The sequence below is a fragment of the Pedobacter sp. BMA genome, assembly GCF_001027745.1.
GTDB lineage: Bacteria > Bacteroidota > Bacteroidia > Sphingobacteriales > Sphingobacteriaceae > Pedobacter.
This window is the reverse complement of the sequence record NZ_LECU01000004.1, coordinates 37,702-55,999: the sequence shown is the minus strand read 5'-3', so window position 1 is coordinate 55,999 and position 18,298 is coordinate 37,702. Positions and strand designations below refer to the sequence as shown.

The window sequence follows — 18,298 nt, the reverse complement described above, 5'->3', positions numbered from 1 at the left end:
TTTGTACCGTTTTCGTTTTTATTTCATAAAAATGGCATATAAATGCGAAAAATTAATTTTACTCTACTAACTTAGTGCACAATACCATCTAAAACAATATGACATACCAGGTAATAGAAGAAGAAGGATTTAAATACATTGAAGCTGGAAAAGGCGAGACGCTGGTATTGCTACATGGCCTGATGGGCGAGTTGAGCAACTGGGAGCTTGTAATTGAACAGTTTAAAGACCGCTACAATGTTGTGATCCCGATTTTGCCCATTTATGACCTCCCGATTTTAACCCTTGGCGTTAAAGCCTTGTCACGCTATCTCCACCGTTTTTTGAAATTTAAAGGCCTTAATCAGGTTGTACTGGTAGGCAATTCATTAGGCGGGCACGTTGGCCTGGTATTTACGGTTGCGCACCAGGAGTTTGTAAAGGCGTTGGTACTAACCGGAAGTTCTGGTTTATACGAGAATGCTTTTGGTGGGTCTTTTCCACGTCGCGAAAGCTACGACTACATTAAAGAAAAAGTAGAATTTACTTTTTATGATCCGGCTACTGCTACAAAAGAACTGGTTGACGATGTGTTCAAAACAGTTAACGACCGCTCGCGTGTAATCAGGATCCTAACCATGGCCAAATCGGCTATCCGCCATAACATGGGTAAGGAACTTTCAAAAATTACCATTCCCGTTTCTTTGATCTGGGGAAAAAACGATAAAGTTACACCGCCCGAAGTGGCTGAAGAGTTTCACGAATTATTGCCAAACTCCGAGCTAAACTGGGTAGATAAATGCGGGCATGCACCGATGATGGAACATCCCGAGGTATTTAATGCTTACTTAGAAAAATTTTTAGACAGGATTTTACTTAAATAATGTTTGCTGAAGAAATCATATCGTATGCTATACCATCACTAAAGATTGATGACACCGTTCAAAAGGCCCTTGACCGCTTAAATGAATTTAAGCTGAGACATTTGCCTGTTGTTAACGATGCTGCTTTGGTGGGGCTGGTTGCGGAAGATGATTTGCTGAACCTTACTGATCATGATACCTTGCTTAGTGACGCTTCGGTTCGAACTTATAATGCCTTTGTACTCAACGATGCACATACCTATGATGTGATCAGGCTGTTGAGCCAGTTAAAATTAACCTTATTACCGGTTTTGGATCAGCAGAAAAATTATCTCGGTGCAGTTAGCTATGAGAATGTGATTGACGCTGTAGCCGGACAATATGCGGTGAACGAGCCTGGTGGAATCATTGTGCTGGAAATCAGCAACCGTGACAATTCACTTGCCCACATTTCGCAGATTGTTGAAGCCGATAATGCTCAGATTCTTTCATCGTATGTTAATTCATTCGAGAATTCTACCCGTTTGGAAGTGACATTAAAAGTGAATAAAACTGAAATCACTTCTCTTGTGGCTTCATTCGAAAGATATAATTACCTGGTAAAAGAAGTTTATAACAACACCCAGGTTGATGATGGTTCTCAGGAACGATATGATTCGTTTATGAACTATTTAAATGTATAAACCAAACTATGAGGATTGCAATTTACGGAAGAGACTTTAACGATACGGTTTTGCCTTACGTTCAGGAGGTTTTTGACCAGCTGGAGGCACATGATATCCAGCCCCTGCTGTATTCAAAATTCAAAACCTCTTTACATGGTAAAATCCACCTTCCGGCAAATACAGTTATTTTCCACAACCATAAAGAGTTAAAAGACCACGCCGATGTGCTTTTAAGTTTAGGGGGCGATGGTACTTTACTAGATACCCTTTCGCTGATCCGAAACTCAGGTATTCCTGTCATCGGGATTAACTTTGGGCGACTCGGATTTCTGGCCAGTATCAATAAAAACGAAATCAGCTCTGCGCTTCATGCATTGATTAGCGGCGAATATACGCTTGACAGCCGCTCTCTATTGATTCTTGAATCGGATAACGGTCTTTTCGGTGAGGAAAACTTTGCCTTAAATGACATTACCATTCACAGAAGGGATAATTCGGCAATGATGATTATTCACGCCTCCATGAACGGGGAATTCATCAACTCCTACTGGGCTGACGGACTAATTATAGCTACCCCAACGGGTTCTACCGCATATTCACTGAGTTGTGGCGGACCGATAATATACCCGGATTCAGAAAACTTTGTGGTGACACCAATTGCACCGCATAACCTGAATGTGCGTCCGGTGGTTTTACCGGATGATAATACCTTGTCATTTGAAGTGGAAGCGAGGGAATCTAAGTTTCTGGTATCGTGTGATAGCCGGACTGTTACCGTAGAACGCTCTGTTAAAATATCCATCAAAAAAGCCGACTTTTGTATAAATCTGATTCGCCTTAACAATGAAACGTACCTAAACACGTTAAGGAATAAATTATTATGGGGAATCGATACCCGTAACTACTAAGTATGACGCTAAAAAAACTCCTGTTAATCATCCTCTGTTTTACCTTGGGCGGTGAAATTTCCCGCGCACAGGAAGGGACCTGGGAATTGGGATTAATGGGTGGCGGAGCAGGATACATGGGCGACCTTAATCAGAATAATCCTTTACAAATCAGCGGCTTTTCTGCAGGTGCTTATGCCAAGCGAAATTTTAATCAGTACCTGGGCGTTCGGCTCAACTATAATTACGGACAAATACAGGCCAGGGATGCCAAATCAGATAATGAGCAGTTCCGCGAAAGGAACCTGGCATTCAAGACATCGTTAAGCGAGCTGAGTGCACTCATTGACTTCAACTTTTTCAATTTTAATCTTGGTGGCGGAACACGGCAGTTTACGCCGTATCTTTTTACTGGGGCGGGCTTTGTGATTTTCAAGCCAACAGTAAAATTTGATGGAGACAAGTACCGTTTAGACCGGCTCGCTACAGAAGGACAGGAAAATGGTTACGGTAATGTGGTGCTCACCATCCCGTATGGTGTTGGTTTGCGCTATAATTATAAAGATACCTGGAGTGTTTTTATCGAAATTGGTTACAGAACAGCCATGACCGACTATATTGATGACGTAAGCGGACGATATCCGGATAGGCCTGTTATCTTGTATAGCGGGGATAAACAGCTCAATTTATCTGATCCATCTATCAACCAAATAGGTGCCCCTGGAACACAAAGAGGAGATTTTAGAAAAAGGGACACTTATCTATTTGTTAGTGTTGGCATATCTTTTACCTTTGTAACCTCAAAATGCTATTCCTTTTAAGCTGATTTTGACATAATTAATGGGATTTAAAGAACAAATAGACTATAGTCGCCTGCCAAAACACATTGCCATCATTATGGATGGTAACGGTAGATGGGCAAAAGGCCAGGGCAAAGTAAGGATTTTCGGACACGAACAGGGCGTACTTTCGGTGAAAGATATTGTGGAAGGCTGTGTAGAAGCAGGCATAGAATACTTAACACTTTATGCTTTTTCGACAGAGAACTGGAACCGACCTAAAGAAGAAGTAGATGCACTGATGCAGATTCTCATTTCTACGATTAACCGCGAAACTGAAACCCTCAACAAGAATAATATTAAGCTTAATGCCATTGGCAACATTGCCTCTTTACCCCAGGAGTGTATTGATGATTTAAATGAAGCCATGGCCAAAACGGCACATAATGTAAAGTGCACCCTTACTTTGGCGTTAAGCTATAGCTCGAAGTGGGAAATTCTGGAGGCGACCAAGAAAATCGCTGCGGCAGTTAAAGACGAATCCTTATCAATCGATGATATCGATGAAACCTTGTTTTCATCAAAGTTAACCACTGTTAATTTACCTGATCCTGAACTGATGATCAGGACCAGTGGTGAACACCGCATCAGCAATTATTTGCTTTGGCAAATGGCTTATACCGAATTTTATTTTACCGATGTTTTATGGCCGGATTTCAGAAGAGAAAATCTATTTGAGGCCATTGTAGACTTCCAAAAACGTGAGCGCAGATTTGGCAAAATTAGTGAGCAATTAAACTAATTTTTCTTTTAACACTTTTTAACAAGCCTTTAAACTAACTTAGCTGCACTTTTATACGATAAATGTAACCATAACAAGGAGAATGAAAAGCGTAATGATTTCCGCTTTCAGTAACCGAAAATTGTGGTCATTACTGAACAAATTATTTTAATGAAAAGAATATTTCAAGTTTTAATCCTACTAGTTTTAGCCGCTCCGGCCTTTGCTCAAATACGTCCACAAGGTCAGGCTCCGGCAACCCCATCCCTAAAGGTTGGAGGCTTAGATCTCGATTATTTTAGTCCAAAAGAATATATTATTGGTGGTACAACGGTTACAGGTACACAATACCTTGATAAAGAGGTGCTGATTACCTTATCAAAGTTAACTAAAGGCGATAAGGTAGTGCTTCCGGGAGAGGCGACTTCTGATGCGATCAAAACCCTTTGGGCGCAAGGCTTATTTGACGATGTAAAAATTAACATCGAGAAGTTTGTACAGGATTCAGTGTATTTCGAAATTGAAGTTGTTGAACGTCCTCGTTTGACTTCAATAGAATTAAAAGGAATAGGTAAATCGCAAAGAACTGCTATTCAGGAAAAGTTAAATGATAAAACAGGTAAAATCGTAAACGATAACCTGTATAATACAACTTCTGCCATCATTAAGAAATATATGCTGGATAAAGGTTTCTTCTTTACTAAAATTGATTATAAAACCCGTAAAGATGCCAATGCTGAAAACAGCGTGGTGCTGGAAACTTATATCGACAAGGGTTCGAGGGTTAAAGTAAGGCATATTGACTTCACGGGAAATAAAGACTTCAAATCAGCAAAGCTTAGGAAATTCCTTAAAAACCCTAAGCAATTTGCCTGGTGGCGTTTCTGGGGTTCCGGAAAATTCTCTAAGGAGAAGTATGAAGAGAATAAGGTAAAAATGATCGGCAAGATGCAGGAAAAAGGTTACCTGGATGCTGAGCTGATTAAAGATAGTGTTTACCAGTACAACGAGAAAAAGGTAAGCATCAAAATGGATCTTTATGAAGGTAAAAAGTATTATGTAGGTTCGGTAAGCTGGGCTGGAAATGCAATTTACCCGGATAGTATTCTGAATAAAGTATTAACCCTGGAAAGAGGTGATATATACAGCGAAGAGAGACTGAACAAAAAATTAAACGGTGGTGGTGAGAACGGTGGCGATATTAACAGTTTGTATACTGATAATGGTTACTTAACATTCAACATTGATCCGGTTAAAACCATTCGTGGCGATACTGTTGATGTGGAGTTAAGGATGTATGAAGGTCCGCAGTTTACCAACAACCGCATTACCTTAAAAGGAAATACCATTACCAATGATAAAGTAGTATTGCGTGAGATCCGTACTAAACCGGGACAGAAGTTCAACAAAAGTGATTTGATCCGTACCATTCGTGAGATTGGTCAGCTGGGTAACTTTGATGAATCTAAAACGGTACCTACACCACGCCCTAATCCGGCAGATGGAACGGTAGACATTGAGTATGCTGTAGAAGAGAAACCTTCAGACCAGATTGAACTTTCGGGTGGTTTTGGTGGTGGCCGTATTATCGGTACATTGGGTTTAACCTTCAATAACTTCTCATTACGTAACTTATTCAATTTAAAAGCCTACAAGCCGCTACCAAAAGGTGACGGACAGAAATTAAGCTTACGTGGACAAACGAATGGTAAATACTATCAGTCGTACAGTTTCTCATTCTCACAACCATGGTTTGGTGGTGAAAAACCGGTAAGCTTTGGTGTAAGTGCATTTACCTCATTGCAATCTAATGGTTATGATGAAGCAAGTAATCAGTATCAGAAGATTCGTTTAAATGGTGTTACTGTAAGTTTAGGTAGAAGACTGAACTGGCCGGATAACTATTTCCAGTTAACCCATGCCGTTAACCTGCAACAATACATCCTGAATAATTATTCTGGTTATTTGTTCAACACGGGTACATCTTACAATTTAAACTTATCACAGGAGATTAGCCGCGATTCAAGGGATTCGCCTATCTTCCCGAAATCGGGTTCATTCCTGCGTTTCACGGTTCAGGCGACGCCTCCATACTCGTTGTTTAATAAGACGAATTACGCTACTGCATCAGATAAGGAGAAATATCGTTTCACCGAATACCACAAATGGAAATTCGATTCGCAATGGTACCAACGCGTTGTGGGTAATTTAGTTATCAAGGCTCAGGCTCAATTCGGTTTTCTGGGTCAGTATAACAAAGCAGTTGGTCAATCGGCATTCGAACGTTTCAAACTGGGTGGTGATGGTATGCAGGGATTCGACTTTTTGCAGGGATCAGAGTTGATTGCAATGCGTGGTTATGCCAATAATACTGTTATTCCGGTAGGATCAAATCCGACTGTTGCACAACAATCAGGTAGCCCGATTTATACCAAATATGTATTGGAGGCACGTTACCCGGTTATTGCAAGTCAGCAAGCTACCGCTTTCGTACTGGCATTTGCTGAAGGTGGTAATACCTGGAACAGGTTTAGTGATTACAATCCATTTAACATCAGGAGATCAGTTGGTGTAGGTGCAAGAATCTTTTTACCGATATTTGGATTACTGGGTATTGATTATGGTTATGGTTTTGATGCCATCCCTGGTTTGTCTGATGCGAACAAAGGTCAGTTTCACTTTAGTATCGCACAACAATTAGGTGGATTTTAATTGATAAAGAATAAAAAAATACCTAATTATGCAATAAAACATTGCAAGAAGAGTTTAAAGGAAGCTTAGGTTATTATAAACTATATCATTAACACACACATGAAACCATCACGATTTTCCCTACCAACAAAAAACAATACAAAATCGTGATAGCTTCATCACCTTTAAAAAACAAATATTAAACTTGATGAAAAAATATCTTTTAATTGCATTTCTAATTTGCACTTCGTTTGGCGCATTTGCCCAGAAGTTTGCTTATGTAGATACAGAGTATATTCTGAAACATTTGCCAGAATATAAATCGGCTTTAAGCCAGCTGGATGTTGCTTCTAAACAATGGCAGCAGCAGGCAGATCAAAACTTCTCGGAGATTGATCGCATGTATAAAGCTTATCAGGCAGATCAGGTTTTATTAACTGACGATATGCGTAAGCGTCGTGAGAATGAAATCATCGAGAAAGAAAAACAGGCAAAAGAATTTCAACGTTCTAAGTTTGGTCCTGACGGTGACCTTTTTCAAAGCAGGATAAAACTGATTAAGCCTATTCAGGACAAGGTTGCTGATGCGGTGAAACAAATTGCAAAAGCAAAGTATCTGGACTTCATTTTTGACAAGAGCAGCGAAGCTACCATGATGATTTACGCCAGCAGCAGTTACGACGTAAGTAACGACGTAATTGTGAAATTAGGCTATAAACCAGGGACTGCAAATAATTAGTATATTCGCGTCCTTGATTTCGGGAAAAATAAATTAAAAAAAATAAAAAAGTAAAATAGAACGATGAGAAAGTTAATTAACGTATTCTTTGTAGCAGCAGGGTTATTGTTTACAGCGAATATGGCAAGTGCGCAACAGAAGTTAGGCCACATTAATTCGGAAGATGTTTTTGCTAACCTTCCTGAAGCAAAAGCGGCTCAAGGTACATTAGAGACTTTGGGTAAAACCAAACAAGCAGAGATTGATGCCATGATTAAAGAATATCAAACACAATTAACTGCAGCCCAGGCGAAGGAAAAAACTTTAAGTGAAGCTAACAAAGAGCAGGTTGGTAAAGAATTACAAGCTGCTGGTCAGGCTTTACAGGATCTTGAAAAACGCATCACCGATGCACGTACTAAAGCATCTCAGGATGTAGGTACTAAACAAGGTGAATTATTTCAACCAATCCAGGCTAAAGTTGCAACTGCAATTTCAGCTGTAGCTAAAGAAAAAGGCTTAGCATATGTATTCGATATCGCTAACGGTCAAGGTGGTAATAACCTGGTTTTCTGGGATGGTGGCGAAGACATTACCGGAGCAGTTAAAACTAAATTAGGCATTTCTGCAACTGCAAAACCAGCAGCTGCTGCACCTAAAAAATAGTATTAAGTTTAACCGGGAAAGATACGCTTCCGGTATAAGATTAAAGAAATTGCGGAATTAAGTTTAACTTAGTTCCGCTTTTTTGTTGAATACATGATGAACACTCCGATAGGTATTTTCGATTCAGGCTACGGCGGATTAACCGTATTCCGGTCAATTGCCGATCGCCTGCCACAGTATAACTATATATATCTTGGCGATAACGCTCGTTCACCTTATGGAGATCATTCTTTCGATACCATTTATAGATACACTTTAGAATGCGTGGAATGGCTGTTTGCGCAAGGTTGTGAACTCGTTATTTTGGCTTGTAATACCGCCTCTGCGAAAGCCTTGAGAACCATCCAGCAGAAGGATTTACCATTCAAGTATCCAGGTAAACGTGTGCTGGGTGTCATCCGCCCAACTGCAGAGGTGATAGGGGATTTTACCGCCAATAAAACTGTTGGAGTGATGGGTACGCGGGGGACGATTAATTCGCAATCCTATCTGCTGGAAATTAATAAGTTTTTTTCTGATATTAAGGTTCATCAGCAAAGCTGCCCAATGTGGGTTCCTTTGATCGAGAACAATGAACACCTTCAGTCGGGTGCTGATTTTTTTATCAATGAATACTGTGATCAGTTGATGCAGCAATCGGAAGCGATCGACTGCGTGTTACTGGCCTGCACACATTATCCCTTATTGTTGCCTAAACTCAAAACTGTCTTTCCTGATTATATTAACATTTTAACGCAGGGAGAAATCGTTGCCACCAGTTTAGTTAGCTACCTGGAAAGACACCCGGAGATGGAAGGTAAACTGGGCAGAGGCGGTACACGGGCTTTCTACACCAGCGGCGATCCACAAACGTTCGACGAAAGGGCTTCTATCTTTTTTGGTGAAGAACTGAAGTCGGGAAAAATGTAGCGAAGTTTCAGTTTAGATCTTAAGTTCAAGTTGTCTATACTGCTCTATCATCAGAGCAAATATCCCTTAAAATTGCTATAAAAAAATAGCAATATCCAATATTATTGATTCTTTTTACATGCAAATTTGTAGTGATTTTCTGCTCAGGGTAACGATAAGCTTAGCTATGATGCCGATAGAGACATTACCAAATTAACCTCAACCTGACAAAAGAAAGTATTTTTGTTTAGGTAGTGATGCTTTAAAAGGATAACTTTGCGGCTTCAAACCCACACAATGAGTGATCAGATAAAACACGAATGCGGAATCGCTTTTATTCGCCTGTTAAAACCACTTTCTTACTACCAGCAAAAGTACGGTACAGCACTTTACGGCCTTAACAAATTATATCTTTTAATGGAAAAACAGCATAACCGGGGCCAGGATGGCGCGGGTATTGCCACCATTAAGCTGGATATGAAACCCGGCAGTAGGTACATTAGCCGCTACCGGAGCATGGCTTCGAATGCAGTTGCAGATATCTTCGAATATGTTCAGAACAAATTTGTAGATATACAGGAAAATACGCCTGAATTAATGCAGGATACAGAATGGCTCAAAGACAACGTAAGCTTTATCGGCGAAGTGTTATTGGGCCATTTGCGTTATGGCACCCACGGCAAAAACAGCATCGAGAACTGCCACCCTTTCTTAAGGCAAAACAACTGGATGACACGTAACCTGGTTATTGCCGGTAACTTCAACATGACTAATGTAGACGAATTGCTTGAGCAATTGTATGAATTGGGTCAGCATCCTAAAGAAAAAGCGGATACGGTAACCGTGCTGGAGAAAATCGGTCACTTCCTGGATGATGAAAATCAGGATCTGTTTGATCAGTATAAAAAAGAAGGGCACGACAATGTGGCGATTACCCAGAAAATTTCTGAGCATTTAGATATTGCCAACATCCTTCGCCGTTCGGCTAAAACATGGGATGGTGGATACTCGATTTGCGGTATGGTTGGTAATGGCGATTCGTTCATTATGCGTGATCCGGCAGGTATTCGTCCTGCTTATTACTATTATGATGATGAGATTGTAGTCGCTGCGTCAGAAAGACCGGCATTGCAAACCGCATTTAATATTCAGTTTAAAGATGTTAAGGAAATTGATCCGGGACATGCTTTAATCATCAAGAAAACGGGTGAGGTGAGCATGGAACAATTCCGTGAGCCTACCGAAAGATTATCATGTTCATTTGAACGCATTTACTTCTCTAAAGGAAGTGACGTGGAAATTTACCGTGAGCGTAAGCAATTGGGTAGATTACTAACGGAAAAAATCCTTCAAACGGTTAATTACGATCTGAAGAATACGGTGTTTTCATTTATTCCAAACACGGCAGAAGTGGCCTTTTTTGGAATGGTGGATGGGGTGAACCAATATGTTCGCAGGCATCAGAAGGATATTCTTTTACATAAAAAAGAAGAGCTCAGTGATGAACAGCTGGAAGAGCTGCTATCAATGGCGCCGCGTGTTGAAAAGCTTGCTGTAAAAGATGTAAAGCTTCGTACGTTCATTACTCAGGATGCTGACCGTAGTGAAATGGTTGCACACGTTTATGATACTACTTACGGTATCATCAATAATCATAAAGATACATTGGTGGCATTGGATGATTCAATTGTTCGTGGTACAACTTTAAAGCAGAGTATCATTAAAATTGTCGATCGCCTGCATCCAAAGAAAATTATTATCGTTTCTTCTGCACCTCAGATTCGTTATCCGGATTGTTATGGGATCGATATGAGTAGAATGGGACAATTTGTAGCCTTTGATGCCGCAATTCAGTTACTTACTGAGCGTGGCATGTGGCAGGTAATTGAGGATGTTTACACCAAATGTAAGGCCTCATTGTTATTGCCTAAAGAGGAGATCGTCAACCATGTGAAAGAGATCTATGCACCATTTACGCCTGAAGAAATTTCAGCGAAGATTGCACAGATCATTACACCTAAAGGCACTGTAGCAGAAGTAGAGGTGATTTACCAGAGCCTGGAGAACCTTCACGAAGCTTGTCCTAAAAATAAAGGCGACTGGTATTTCTCCGGAAATTATCCAACGCCAGGTGGAAATAAAGTAGTAAATAAAGCTTTCATTAACTGGAAAGAAGGAAACAATCAGAGAGCTTATTAAGCTTTTGTTATTCTTATAATATACATACAGAAGGTCCGTAAAATACGGGCCTTTTTGTATTTCAGGGGTTATAATGGCATCCTATCAGAAATAGGAGAAAATTTAGGGCAGGAATTCAATAATTTGGATGGGGTGCTTACTAATAATTAGCAATGAAATGTCCTTACAATCCTTAAATGGTTAACATTCTACACCAATCAATCAGGCATAAAATTTTAAATAGGTTTTGATTACCAGCCAGAAGGCGAACACAATAATAATGACGCCCGCAATTTTATTCAGCTTTCTAAGTGCATCTTCCTTAATGCGGTAACGTAGTTTACTGGAGTAAAAGCTTTTGGCTCCGTCGATACTCAGCTGAGTTGCCATGGCAATGAAGAAGCATAAAAGCTTTTCGTTAAGCATGTTATTAAGTTTCACAGAGATGATCCCGCTTACCACGATCCAGAACATCAGTGTTGAAGGGGTAAGGATGCACATTAAAAAACCCTTCAAAACGTAGCTTCTTTTGCTTACTTTCTGAAGGGTTGCGCTGTTGTAATGAACTGCTATTTTGGATACGAGGTAGTAGATGCCGACGGCCAGGAGGAAAACACCCCCGATGATGCCTACATACTTATCGAATTCTGCTTTATAATCAACAAACTGGGCACCGAAAAGCACCATACTGATGAGGATGACATCACTGATAATCACACCAATAGCCAGAGAAAAGCCGGCCATAAAACCTCTTTCTATACTGGTTTTAATCATTGCGAAAAATACCGGACCTGTTAAAAACGACGAAATAATCCCTGCCCCAATACCTAATAATATGGCTTCAAACATGTATTGTATTATCTTATAATATGCGAATATGCAATTTTAAATATAAACATGTAGCATTTATTTTTGTTGCACAGGTTGCATAAAAGTTACGGGTTTTTAACTTTTTTTTATTTATGTTTAGCCCCACTAAAACTAAATATATAAAATGAATTCAGAACAAACACAAACCAAGTGGGGGCAGTTCATCCCCCTCGTTACGGTATTCTTTTTTTGGGGCTTTGTAGCCGCGAGTAACGATATCTTGATCCCTGTATTTAAAAAAGCATTTGATCTTTCGCAAGCTGAAAGTCAGCTGGTGTCATTAGCTTTTTATATTGCCTATACCGTTGGGGCATTAATTTATAACGGTATCTCTGTATTGATGGGGCAGGATATTGTAAACAAGCTTGGCTATAAAAACTCATTGGCGCTTGGTTTGGTGATTTCAGCCTTGGGAACACTATTATTTTATCCGGCTGCAAATCTTCACTCATTCCCTTTAATGTTATCAGGATTGTTTATTGTTGCCCTGGGCTTCTCATTACAACAAACAGTTGCCAATCCTTTGGCTATTGCCTTAGGTCCGATCAGAACAGGTTCACAACGCTTAACACTTGCAGGCGGGATTAATAACTTTGGTACCACTATTGGTCCGTTGGTGGTTAGTTTTGCAATTTTCGGATCAGCAGCAACCGCTTCTACAGATATCAGCGTGGAGAGTGTTAAAATACCTTACCTGATTTTAGGAGTAGCTTTTATTGCTGTTGCCATTTTCCTTAAACTATCTTCATTACCTGACAGACCAGCTTTAGTGGAAGCTTCATCAGATGATACTAAATCGATTAAGGGATCTGCCCTGAAATATCCACAATTGGTTTTGGGTATGATTGCGATTTTTGTTTATGTGGGTGTTGAGGTATCTACGGCGAGTAATTTACCTGCCTATATGGAGAAAGACCTTGGTTTTGCCCTTCATGATATTGCACCGTACATTTCACTTTACTGGGCAAGCATGATGATTGGCCGTTGGACGGGTGCTGTTGAAGCGTTTACAGATAATGTAAGCACTCAAAAGATATTGAGATTTATTGCGCCTTACCTGGCTTTCGGAATTTTCCTTGCTGTGAATGCTATCGCAGATCATGATCTGGCACCTTTTTATGTGTATGGCCTGATTATTCTGGTACTGATTGTTGCTGATATGGCTAGTAAAGGAAACCCTGCCCGCATGTTATTGATTTTCTCAGCCATTGGCATCACTGCATTATTGGTTGGAATGTTTACTACAGGAATGGTGAGTGTTTATGCCATCACCAGCGTAGGCTTGTTCTGCAGTACGTTATGGCCATGTATTTTTACTTTAGCGGTGAGCGGCCTGGGTAAACATACCAGTCAGGGTTCCTCATTCTTAATCATGATGATTATGGGTGGTGGTATCATCAGCTGGTTACAAGGTGTAGTATCGGAATTCACAGGGATTCAATACAGCTATGTTGTAGGGATTATCTGTTTTGCCTACCTCGCATTTTATGCCTGGAGAGTGAGTGGTATTTTAAGATCGCAGGGAATCAGTTTTGATAAAAAACTTTCTGGCGGACATTAATTTATAATAAACTATTTTTACAGCCACAAAGATTCATGTCTTTGTGGCTTTTTTGATTTTATAGATGACTAACAAACCTAGTTTCGATACCATATTTATGAATCTGGCGACAGATTTAGCTGCCCGTTCTCACTGTGTCCGGGCACATGTTGGTGCGGTTTTAACAAAAGATACCCGGATTATTTCCATTGGTTATAATGGCCCTCCGGCAGGTACACACAACTGTGATGAAGAGTGGCCGGAACATGGTTGTGCACGCGATAGCAAAGGTAGCTGCTCACTTGCGCTGCATGCGGAAGAAAATGCCATTCTTTATGCTTCAAAAAACGGTTCGAAAATAGAAGGCTGTACTTTGTATACCACACTATCTCCATGTATTGCCTGTGCCCGTCTGATTTTATCATCAGGGATAAAACTGGTTTATTATTCTAAATCTTATGCAGCCTATAAGGGGTTGCCAAGCGATGAAGGTGTAGATTTCTTAAGAAAATTTGGCGTTGAAGTTGTTTTGCTGGAGTCTTAAATTCATTTCTAAAAATCTCTTGCCGCACCTCTCAAATCTCACATCTAATCACTAACTTTGCGGATGCAAGAAAAAATCATTATCGTCGATTTTGGTTCGCAATTTACACAACTCATCGCTCGTAGAGTTCGCGAACTGAATATTTACTGTGAAATATATCCATATAATAATCTTCCGGAGGTTACGCCAGATGTTAAGGGAGTGATCTTCTCAGGAAGTCCTTATTCTGTTCGTCAGGAAGATGCCCCTCAGATCGATTTATCAAAATACCATTTAAAATATCCGTTACTGGCTGTTTGTTATGGTGCACAATACATTGCCCAGCATGCTGGCGGTGCCGTTCAGGCATCTTCTACCCGTGAATATGGCCGTGCTAACCTGAATTTTGTAAATCAGGAAAATAAGTTATTCAAGGGTATCAACATCAATTCGCAGGTTTGGATGAGTCATGGGGATACCATCACAGAAGTCCCTGAACACTTTGAGCTGATTGCCAGTACCGAAAGTGTTAAAGTTGCAGCATACCACATTAAAGATTCTGATACCTATGCGATACAGTTCCATCCGGAAGTGACGCATAGTATCGATGGAAAAATCCTCTTGGAAAACTTCCTGGTAGATATTTGTGGTTGCAGTCAGGACTGGACTTCAGCGGCTTTCGTAGACACGACCATTGCGGAGTTGAAACAGACTTTAGGGGATGATAAAGTAGTGTTGGCACTTTCTGGTGGTGTGGATAGCAGTGTAGCAGCGGTATTATTGCACAAGGCGATTGGTAAAAACCTCCACTGTATATTCGTAGATAATGGTTTATTGCGTAAAAACGAATATGAAAGTGTATTAGAGCAATACAAAGATTTCGGTTTAAATATCAAAGGTGTTGATGCAAAGGATAAATTTCTGGGTCAGTTAGCTGGAGTAGAAGATCCGGAGCAAAAGCGCAAAATAATCGGCAGGGTATTTATCGAAGTATTCGATGAAGAATCTCACCAGATTCAGGATGTAAAATGGCTGGCTCAGGGAACCATTTACCCAGATATTATTGAGTCAGTTTCAGTAAAAGGCCCATCCGCTACAATCAAATCACATCATAATGTTGGGGGCTTGCCTGACTTTATGAAATTGAAGGTGGTAGAGCCGCTTAAAACGTTGTTTAAAGACGAAGTACGAAGAGTAGGGAGCACACTTGGTTTAGAATCTTTCATCTTAGGCCGTCACCCTTTCCCGGGTCCGGGTTTAGGTATTCGGATTATAGGTGAAGTTACACCAGAGAAAGTAGCCATTTTACAGGATGCTGATAAGATTTACATCGATAACCTGAAAGAAGCCGGTTTATACGACAAAGTATGGCAGGCTGGTGCCATTTTCCTTCCGGTTCGATCGGTAGGGGTAATGGGTGATGAGCGTACTTATGAGAATGTGATTGCTTTAAGGGCAGTAGAATCTCTTGATGGGATGACGGCAGATTGGTGTCACTTACCTTATCCTGTGTTGGCTAAAATTTCAAATGATATTATTAATAAAGTGAAAGGGATCAACAGGGTTGTTTATGATATCAGCTCTAAACCGCCCGCAACTATCGAGTGGGAATAATTTAGTTGGGGTCTGCAAATAAAATCAGTATGCTAGCAAGGTGGAATAAACTTTGCTAGCATATTTTGTTAAAAGAGAAAGGTATGAATTTGAAAAAGGTTTACTGGGTTTTATTTTCTTCTGTTGTGATTTTGAGTGCCTGTTCGCCGAAGGTATTAACGCCAAAAGCGGATAACACGAAAAAAACAGAAAATAAAGAAAAGCCTGCCGAGAAAAAAACAATTAAAAAGTTTAGCCAGGCAGGAATTTCATTACTGGTACCTTTCAAACTCGATGAACTGAATTTAAAAACAGCCAGCAAAGCAGACATTGAAAAGTATGCAATGCCAATCGACTTTTATCAGGGCTTTAAACTGGGGCTCGACTCTGCTGCCGCTACGGGTGTGAACTTTAAGCTGAATGTGTTCGATACACAAGATGATAATGCACACATTTCGATGCTGTATAAAAATGAGCGGTTTAAGCAAAGCAACCTGCTGATTGGTCCTGTTTTTCCTGACGGGCTCAGGTTTATCAGCACCTATTCTAAAGAGAACAACGCTTTAGTGGTATCTCCTCTTGCCGCTACAAACCCTGCAGAGATTAATAATCCCAATCTGATCTCTATCGTCAATAATGTCGATTTGCATGGGAAGAAGATTGCGGCATATATTTCGAAAGAGTACAATCCGGCGAATACCATCATCGTAATCATCAATCCAAAGAAAACGGAAGATGAAAGTTTTGCAACTCCAATTCGTACCTATTTACAAGCCAATGGTAAGTTTATTGTGCAGGAATACGCTTCGGCGTACACCTTTGAAACTAAAATGATCAAAGGAAAGCAATATGCAGTTATTGTTACTTCTTCTGACCGAGCCTTTGTACTGCCTACCATAGAGAAGCTATACAAACTCAAAACGCTTGCTTCAGGAGGATACAATATTAATCTGTTTGGTCATCCAAACTGGGTCAAACAAAACTATCCAACTGAAAAGGTTCAGGCATTGAATACCATTATCAGTTCGTCGTATAAAGTTGATTACAAAAGCCCGGGTACGATTGCCTTTATTAAAAAATACAGGTATCAGTATGGATTTGAGCCTGGCGAATATGCTTTTAAAGGCTTCGATATTGGTTTCTATTTTGGCAGATTACTTTCCAGCTATGGTGAAGACTTCAGGGATTACCTTACGAAAGAAAAATATAAAGGCTTACATAATTCATTTTCATTTATCCACGACGAGAAATTAGGCTATATTAACACCAGCTTAATGCTGTTGAAGTACAAAAACTTCGCATTGACTGCAATAGACTAAACTAAATTTTCACCAAGCTGTATGAGAGCAGAGCATCAACTTAAAGCCTTTGAACAAATTCTAAGTCAATACGACGGCGTTTTACCCCTACATCGTTTCCTGCCGGTTTATTTTAAACAGCATAAGCAGATGGGCTCGTCAGACAGGAGATGGGCTACCCGGCATTTATATAGTTTTTTCCGGCTGGGAAAAGCATTGCCTGCACTTGGTAACGAAGAGCGTTTAAGCATTGCCGATTTTCTTTGCCATGATACTTTAAGTTTGATTGTAGAAAAAAACCTGCCGGATTTCGCCGCGCATATTCAACTGTCGTTTAAAGAAAAGCTTTCGCTGGTAAAGAATAAATATCCGGCATTTGACCTGGCTGCCGTTTATCCGTTTCATGCTGATCTTTCTGAAAGTGTAGATCAGGAGGGTTTTTTTGAGTCATTCTTTAAACAACCTGATCTGTTTATCCGTGTGGAGGCCATGGATGCTCCCGGGATTATTCAAAAATTGAAGTCGGAAAACATTGCTGCCAGGCAGCTTTCCGAAACCGCTTTGGCATTGCCGAATGGGACTAAGCTTGAAACGATTCTGAAGGAGGGATCTTATCAGGTTCAGGATCTTTCATCACAGCATACGGGCAGTTATTTTCAGCCTGCCAAATGGGATAAATGGTGGGATTGCTGCGCAGCTTCTGGCGGTAAAAGTTTACTTCTTCATAGCATGGAGCCTGTAGTTGAGTTGCTGGTTAGTGATTTAAGGGCTTCTGTTTTAACGAATCTCGATGAGCGTTTTCAACAGGCAGGAATCAGAAAGTACCATAAAAAGGAAATAGACCTCTTAAAAAATAACGACCAGATTTTGCACCATTATCAGTTTGATGGCATTATTCTGGATGCACCATGTACAGGTTCTGGCACCTGGGGCCGTACCCCGGAGATGCTGACTTTCTTCGAAGAACGGAAGATTAATCAGTTTGCCGCCATTCAAAAGGGGATTGTGCAAAATGTGGTGAAATACCTTAAAACCGGTAAGCCTTTGGTTTACATTACCTGTTCAGCATTTAAAGCTGAAAACGAAGCCATAGTGGAGCACATGCTGGCGACGCTTCCGCTGGAACTGGAAAGGATGGAAGTAATTAAAGGATATGAAGGTCATGCCGATACGATGTTCGTGGCCAGATTGGTCAAAAAGGATTAGGAATGTTCAAACCAGGATCTGAAATTCTTTTTGAAGTATTTTGCTGCTTCGATTAAAACAGCAATTGCTCCGATGATTAAGGTATATTCTTCAAAGCTGTTCATTCTTTGGTTAGCTTTATTGTTAAGATGAATATACGGATAATTTGTTACAGATCCTAACCACCTTTACCG

Annotated in this window: 16 protein-coding genes; 15 read left to right on the top strand and 1 reads right to left on the bottom strand. The window is 40.3% G+C overall.

What is annotated here, in order from left to right; all coding sequences use genetic code 11:
* Positions 1–98: 98 nt before the first annotated feature.
* The 10 genes from AB669_RS06565 to AB669_RS06520 all read left to right on the top strand — a co-directional run bounded on the left by AB669_RS06565 (position 99) and on the right by AB669_RS06520 (position 11,116).
* Positions 99–863 (top strand): alpha/beta fold hydrolase, encoded by a 765-nt coding sequence (locus AB669_RS06565; RefSeq protein ID WP_047798525.1) that lies wholly within the window; start codon positions 99–101, stop codon positions 861–863.
* The gene (locus AB669_RS06560) at positions 863–1,525 is read left to right on the top strand and encodes a CBS domain-containing protein (RefSeq protein ID WP_047798524.1); all 663 of its coding nucleotides are present in this window, start codon (positions 863–865) and stop codon (positions 1,523–1,525) included. The genes AB669_RS06565 and AB669_RS06560 overlap by 1 nt, the downstream gene beginning before the upstream one ends.
* 8 nt (positions 1,526–1,533) lie before the next feature.
* Complete coding sequence (locus tag AB669_RS06555) at positions 1,534–2,415, top strand: NAD kinase (RefSeq protein WP_047798523.1); 882 nt, start codon at positions 1,534–1,536, stop codon at positions 2,413–2,415.
* A 2-nt stretch (positions 2,416–2,417) separates the two neighbouring features.
* Entirely contained in the window at positions 2,418–3,215 is a 798-nt protein-coding gene (locus AB669_RS06550; protein ID WP_047798522.1) for a DUF6089 family protein, read from the top strand.
* A 19-nt stretch (positions 3,216–3,234) separates the two neighbouring features.
* A complete protein-coding gene (locus AB669_RS06545; protein ID WP_047798521.1) occupies positions 3,235–3,975 on the top strand; it encodes an isoprenyl transferase in 741 nt (246 codons plus the stop codon).
* Positions 3,976–4,125: 150 nt separating this feature from the next.
* Complete coding sequence (gene bamA, locus AB669_RS06540) at positions 4,126–6,666, top strand: outer membrane protein assembly factor BamA (RefSeq protein ID WP_053058309.1); 2,541 nt, start codon at positions 4,126–4,128, stop codon at positions 6,664–6,666.
* 187 nt (positions 6,667–6,853) lie between these two features.
* Positions 6,854–7,384: an OmpH family outer membrane protein gene (locus tag AB669_RS06535; protein WP_047798520.1), complete on the top strand. Its 531-nt coding sequence runs from the start codon at positions 6,854–6,856 to the stop codon at positions 7,382–7,384.
* Between the two features lie 63 nt (positions 7,385–7,447).
* Positions 7,448–8,029, top strand: coding sequence for an OmpH family outer membrane protein (locus AB669_RS06530; protein WP_047798519.1), 582 nt, complete (start codon positions 7,448–7,450; stop codon positions 8,027–8,029).
* Between the two features lie 93 nt (positions 8,030–8,122).
* On the top strand, positions 8,123–8,938 hold the full coding sequence (gene murI / locus AB669_RS06525) for a glutamate racemase (RefSeq protein WP_197082372.1): 816 nt from the start codon (positions 8,123–8,125) through the stop codon (positions 8,936–8,938).
* A 276-nt stretch (positions 8,939–9,214) separates the two neighbouring features.
* Complete coding sequence (locus AB669_RS06520; RefSeq protein ID WP_047798517.1) at positions 9,215–11,116, top strand: class II glutamine amidotransferase; 1,902 nt, start codon at positions 9,215–9,217, stop codon at positions 11,114–11,116.
* 201 nt (positions 11,117–11,317) lie between these two features.
* Here the strand turns inward: AB669_RS06520 and AB669_RS06515 are convergent, their stop codons facing one another.
* Entirely contained in the window at positions 11,318–11,944 is a 627-nt protein-coding gene (locus AB669_RS06515) for a LysE family translocator (protein WP_047798516.1), read from the bottom strand.
* A gap of 145 nt (positions 11,945–12,089) precedes the next feature.
* On the opposite strand from AB669_RS06515, the gene AB669_RS06510 reads away from it, so the two are divergent.
* From AB669_RS06510 to AB669_RS06490, 5 genes are all read left to right on the top strand, one after another.
* Positions 12,090–13,526: an MFS transporter gene (locus AB669_RS06510; RefSeq protein WP_047798515.1), complete on the top strand. Its 1,437-nt coding sequence runs from the start codon at positions 12,090–12,092 to the stop codon at positions 13,524–13,526.
* A gap of 64 nt (positions 13,527–13,590) precedes the next feature.
* Positions 13,591–14,049, top strand: a complete 459-nt coding sequence (locus AB669_RS06505; protein ID WP_053058308.1) for a dCMP deaminase family protein — start codon at positions 13,591–13,593, stop codon at positions 14,047–14,049.
* Positions 14,050–14,112: 63 nt separating this feature from the next.
* The gene (gene guaA / locus AB669_RS06500; RefSeq protein WP_047798514.1) at positions 14,113–15,642 is read left to right on the top strand and encodes a glutamine-hydrolyzing GMP synthase; all 1,530 of its coding nucleotides are present in this window, start codon (positions 14,113–14,115) and stop codon (positions 15,640–15,642) included.
* 83 nt (positions 15,643–15,725) lie between these two features.
* Positions 15,726–16,940 (top strand): ABC transporter substrate-binding protein, encoded by a 1,215-nt coding sequence (locus tag AB669_RS06495; RefSeq protein ID WP_047798513.1) that lies wholly within the window; start codon positions 15,726–15,728, stop codon positions 16,938–16,940.
* A gap of 21 nt (positions 16,941–16,961) precedes the next feature.
* Positions 16,962–18,125, top strand: coding sequence for an RNA methyltransferase (locus AB669_RS06490; protein ID WP_047798512.1), 1,164 nt, complete (start codon positions 16,962–16,964; stop codon positions 18,123–18,125).
* Positions 18,126–18,298: the final 173 nt, after the last annotated feature.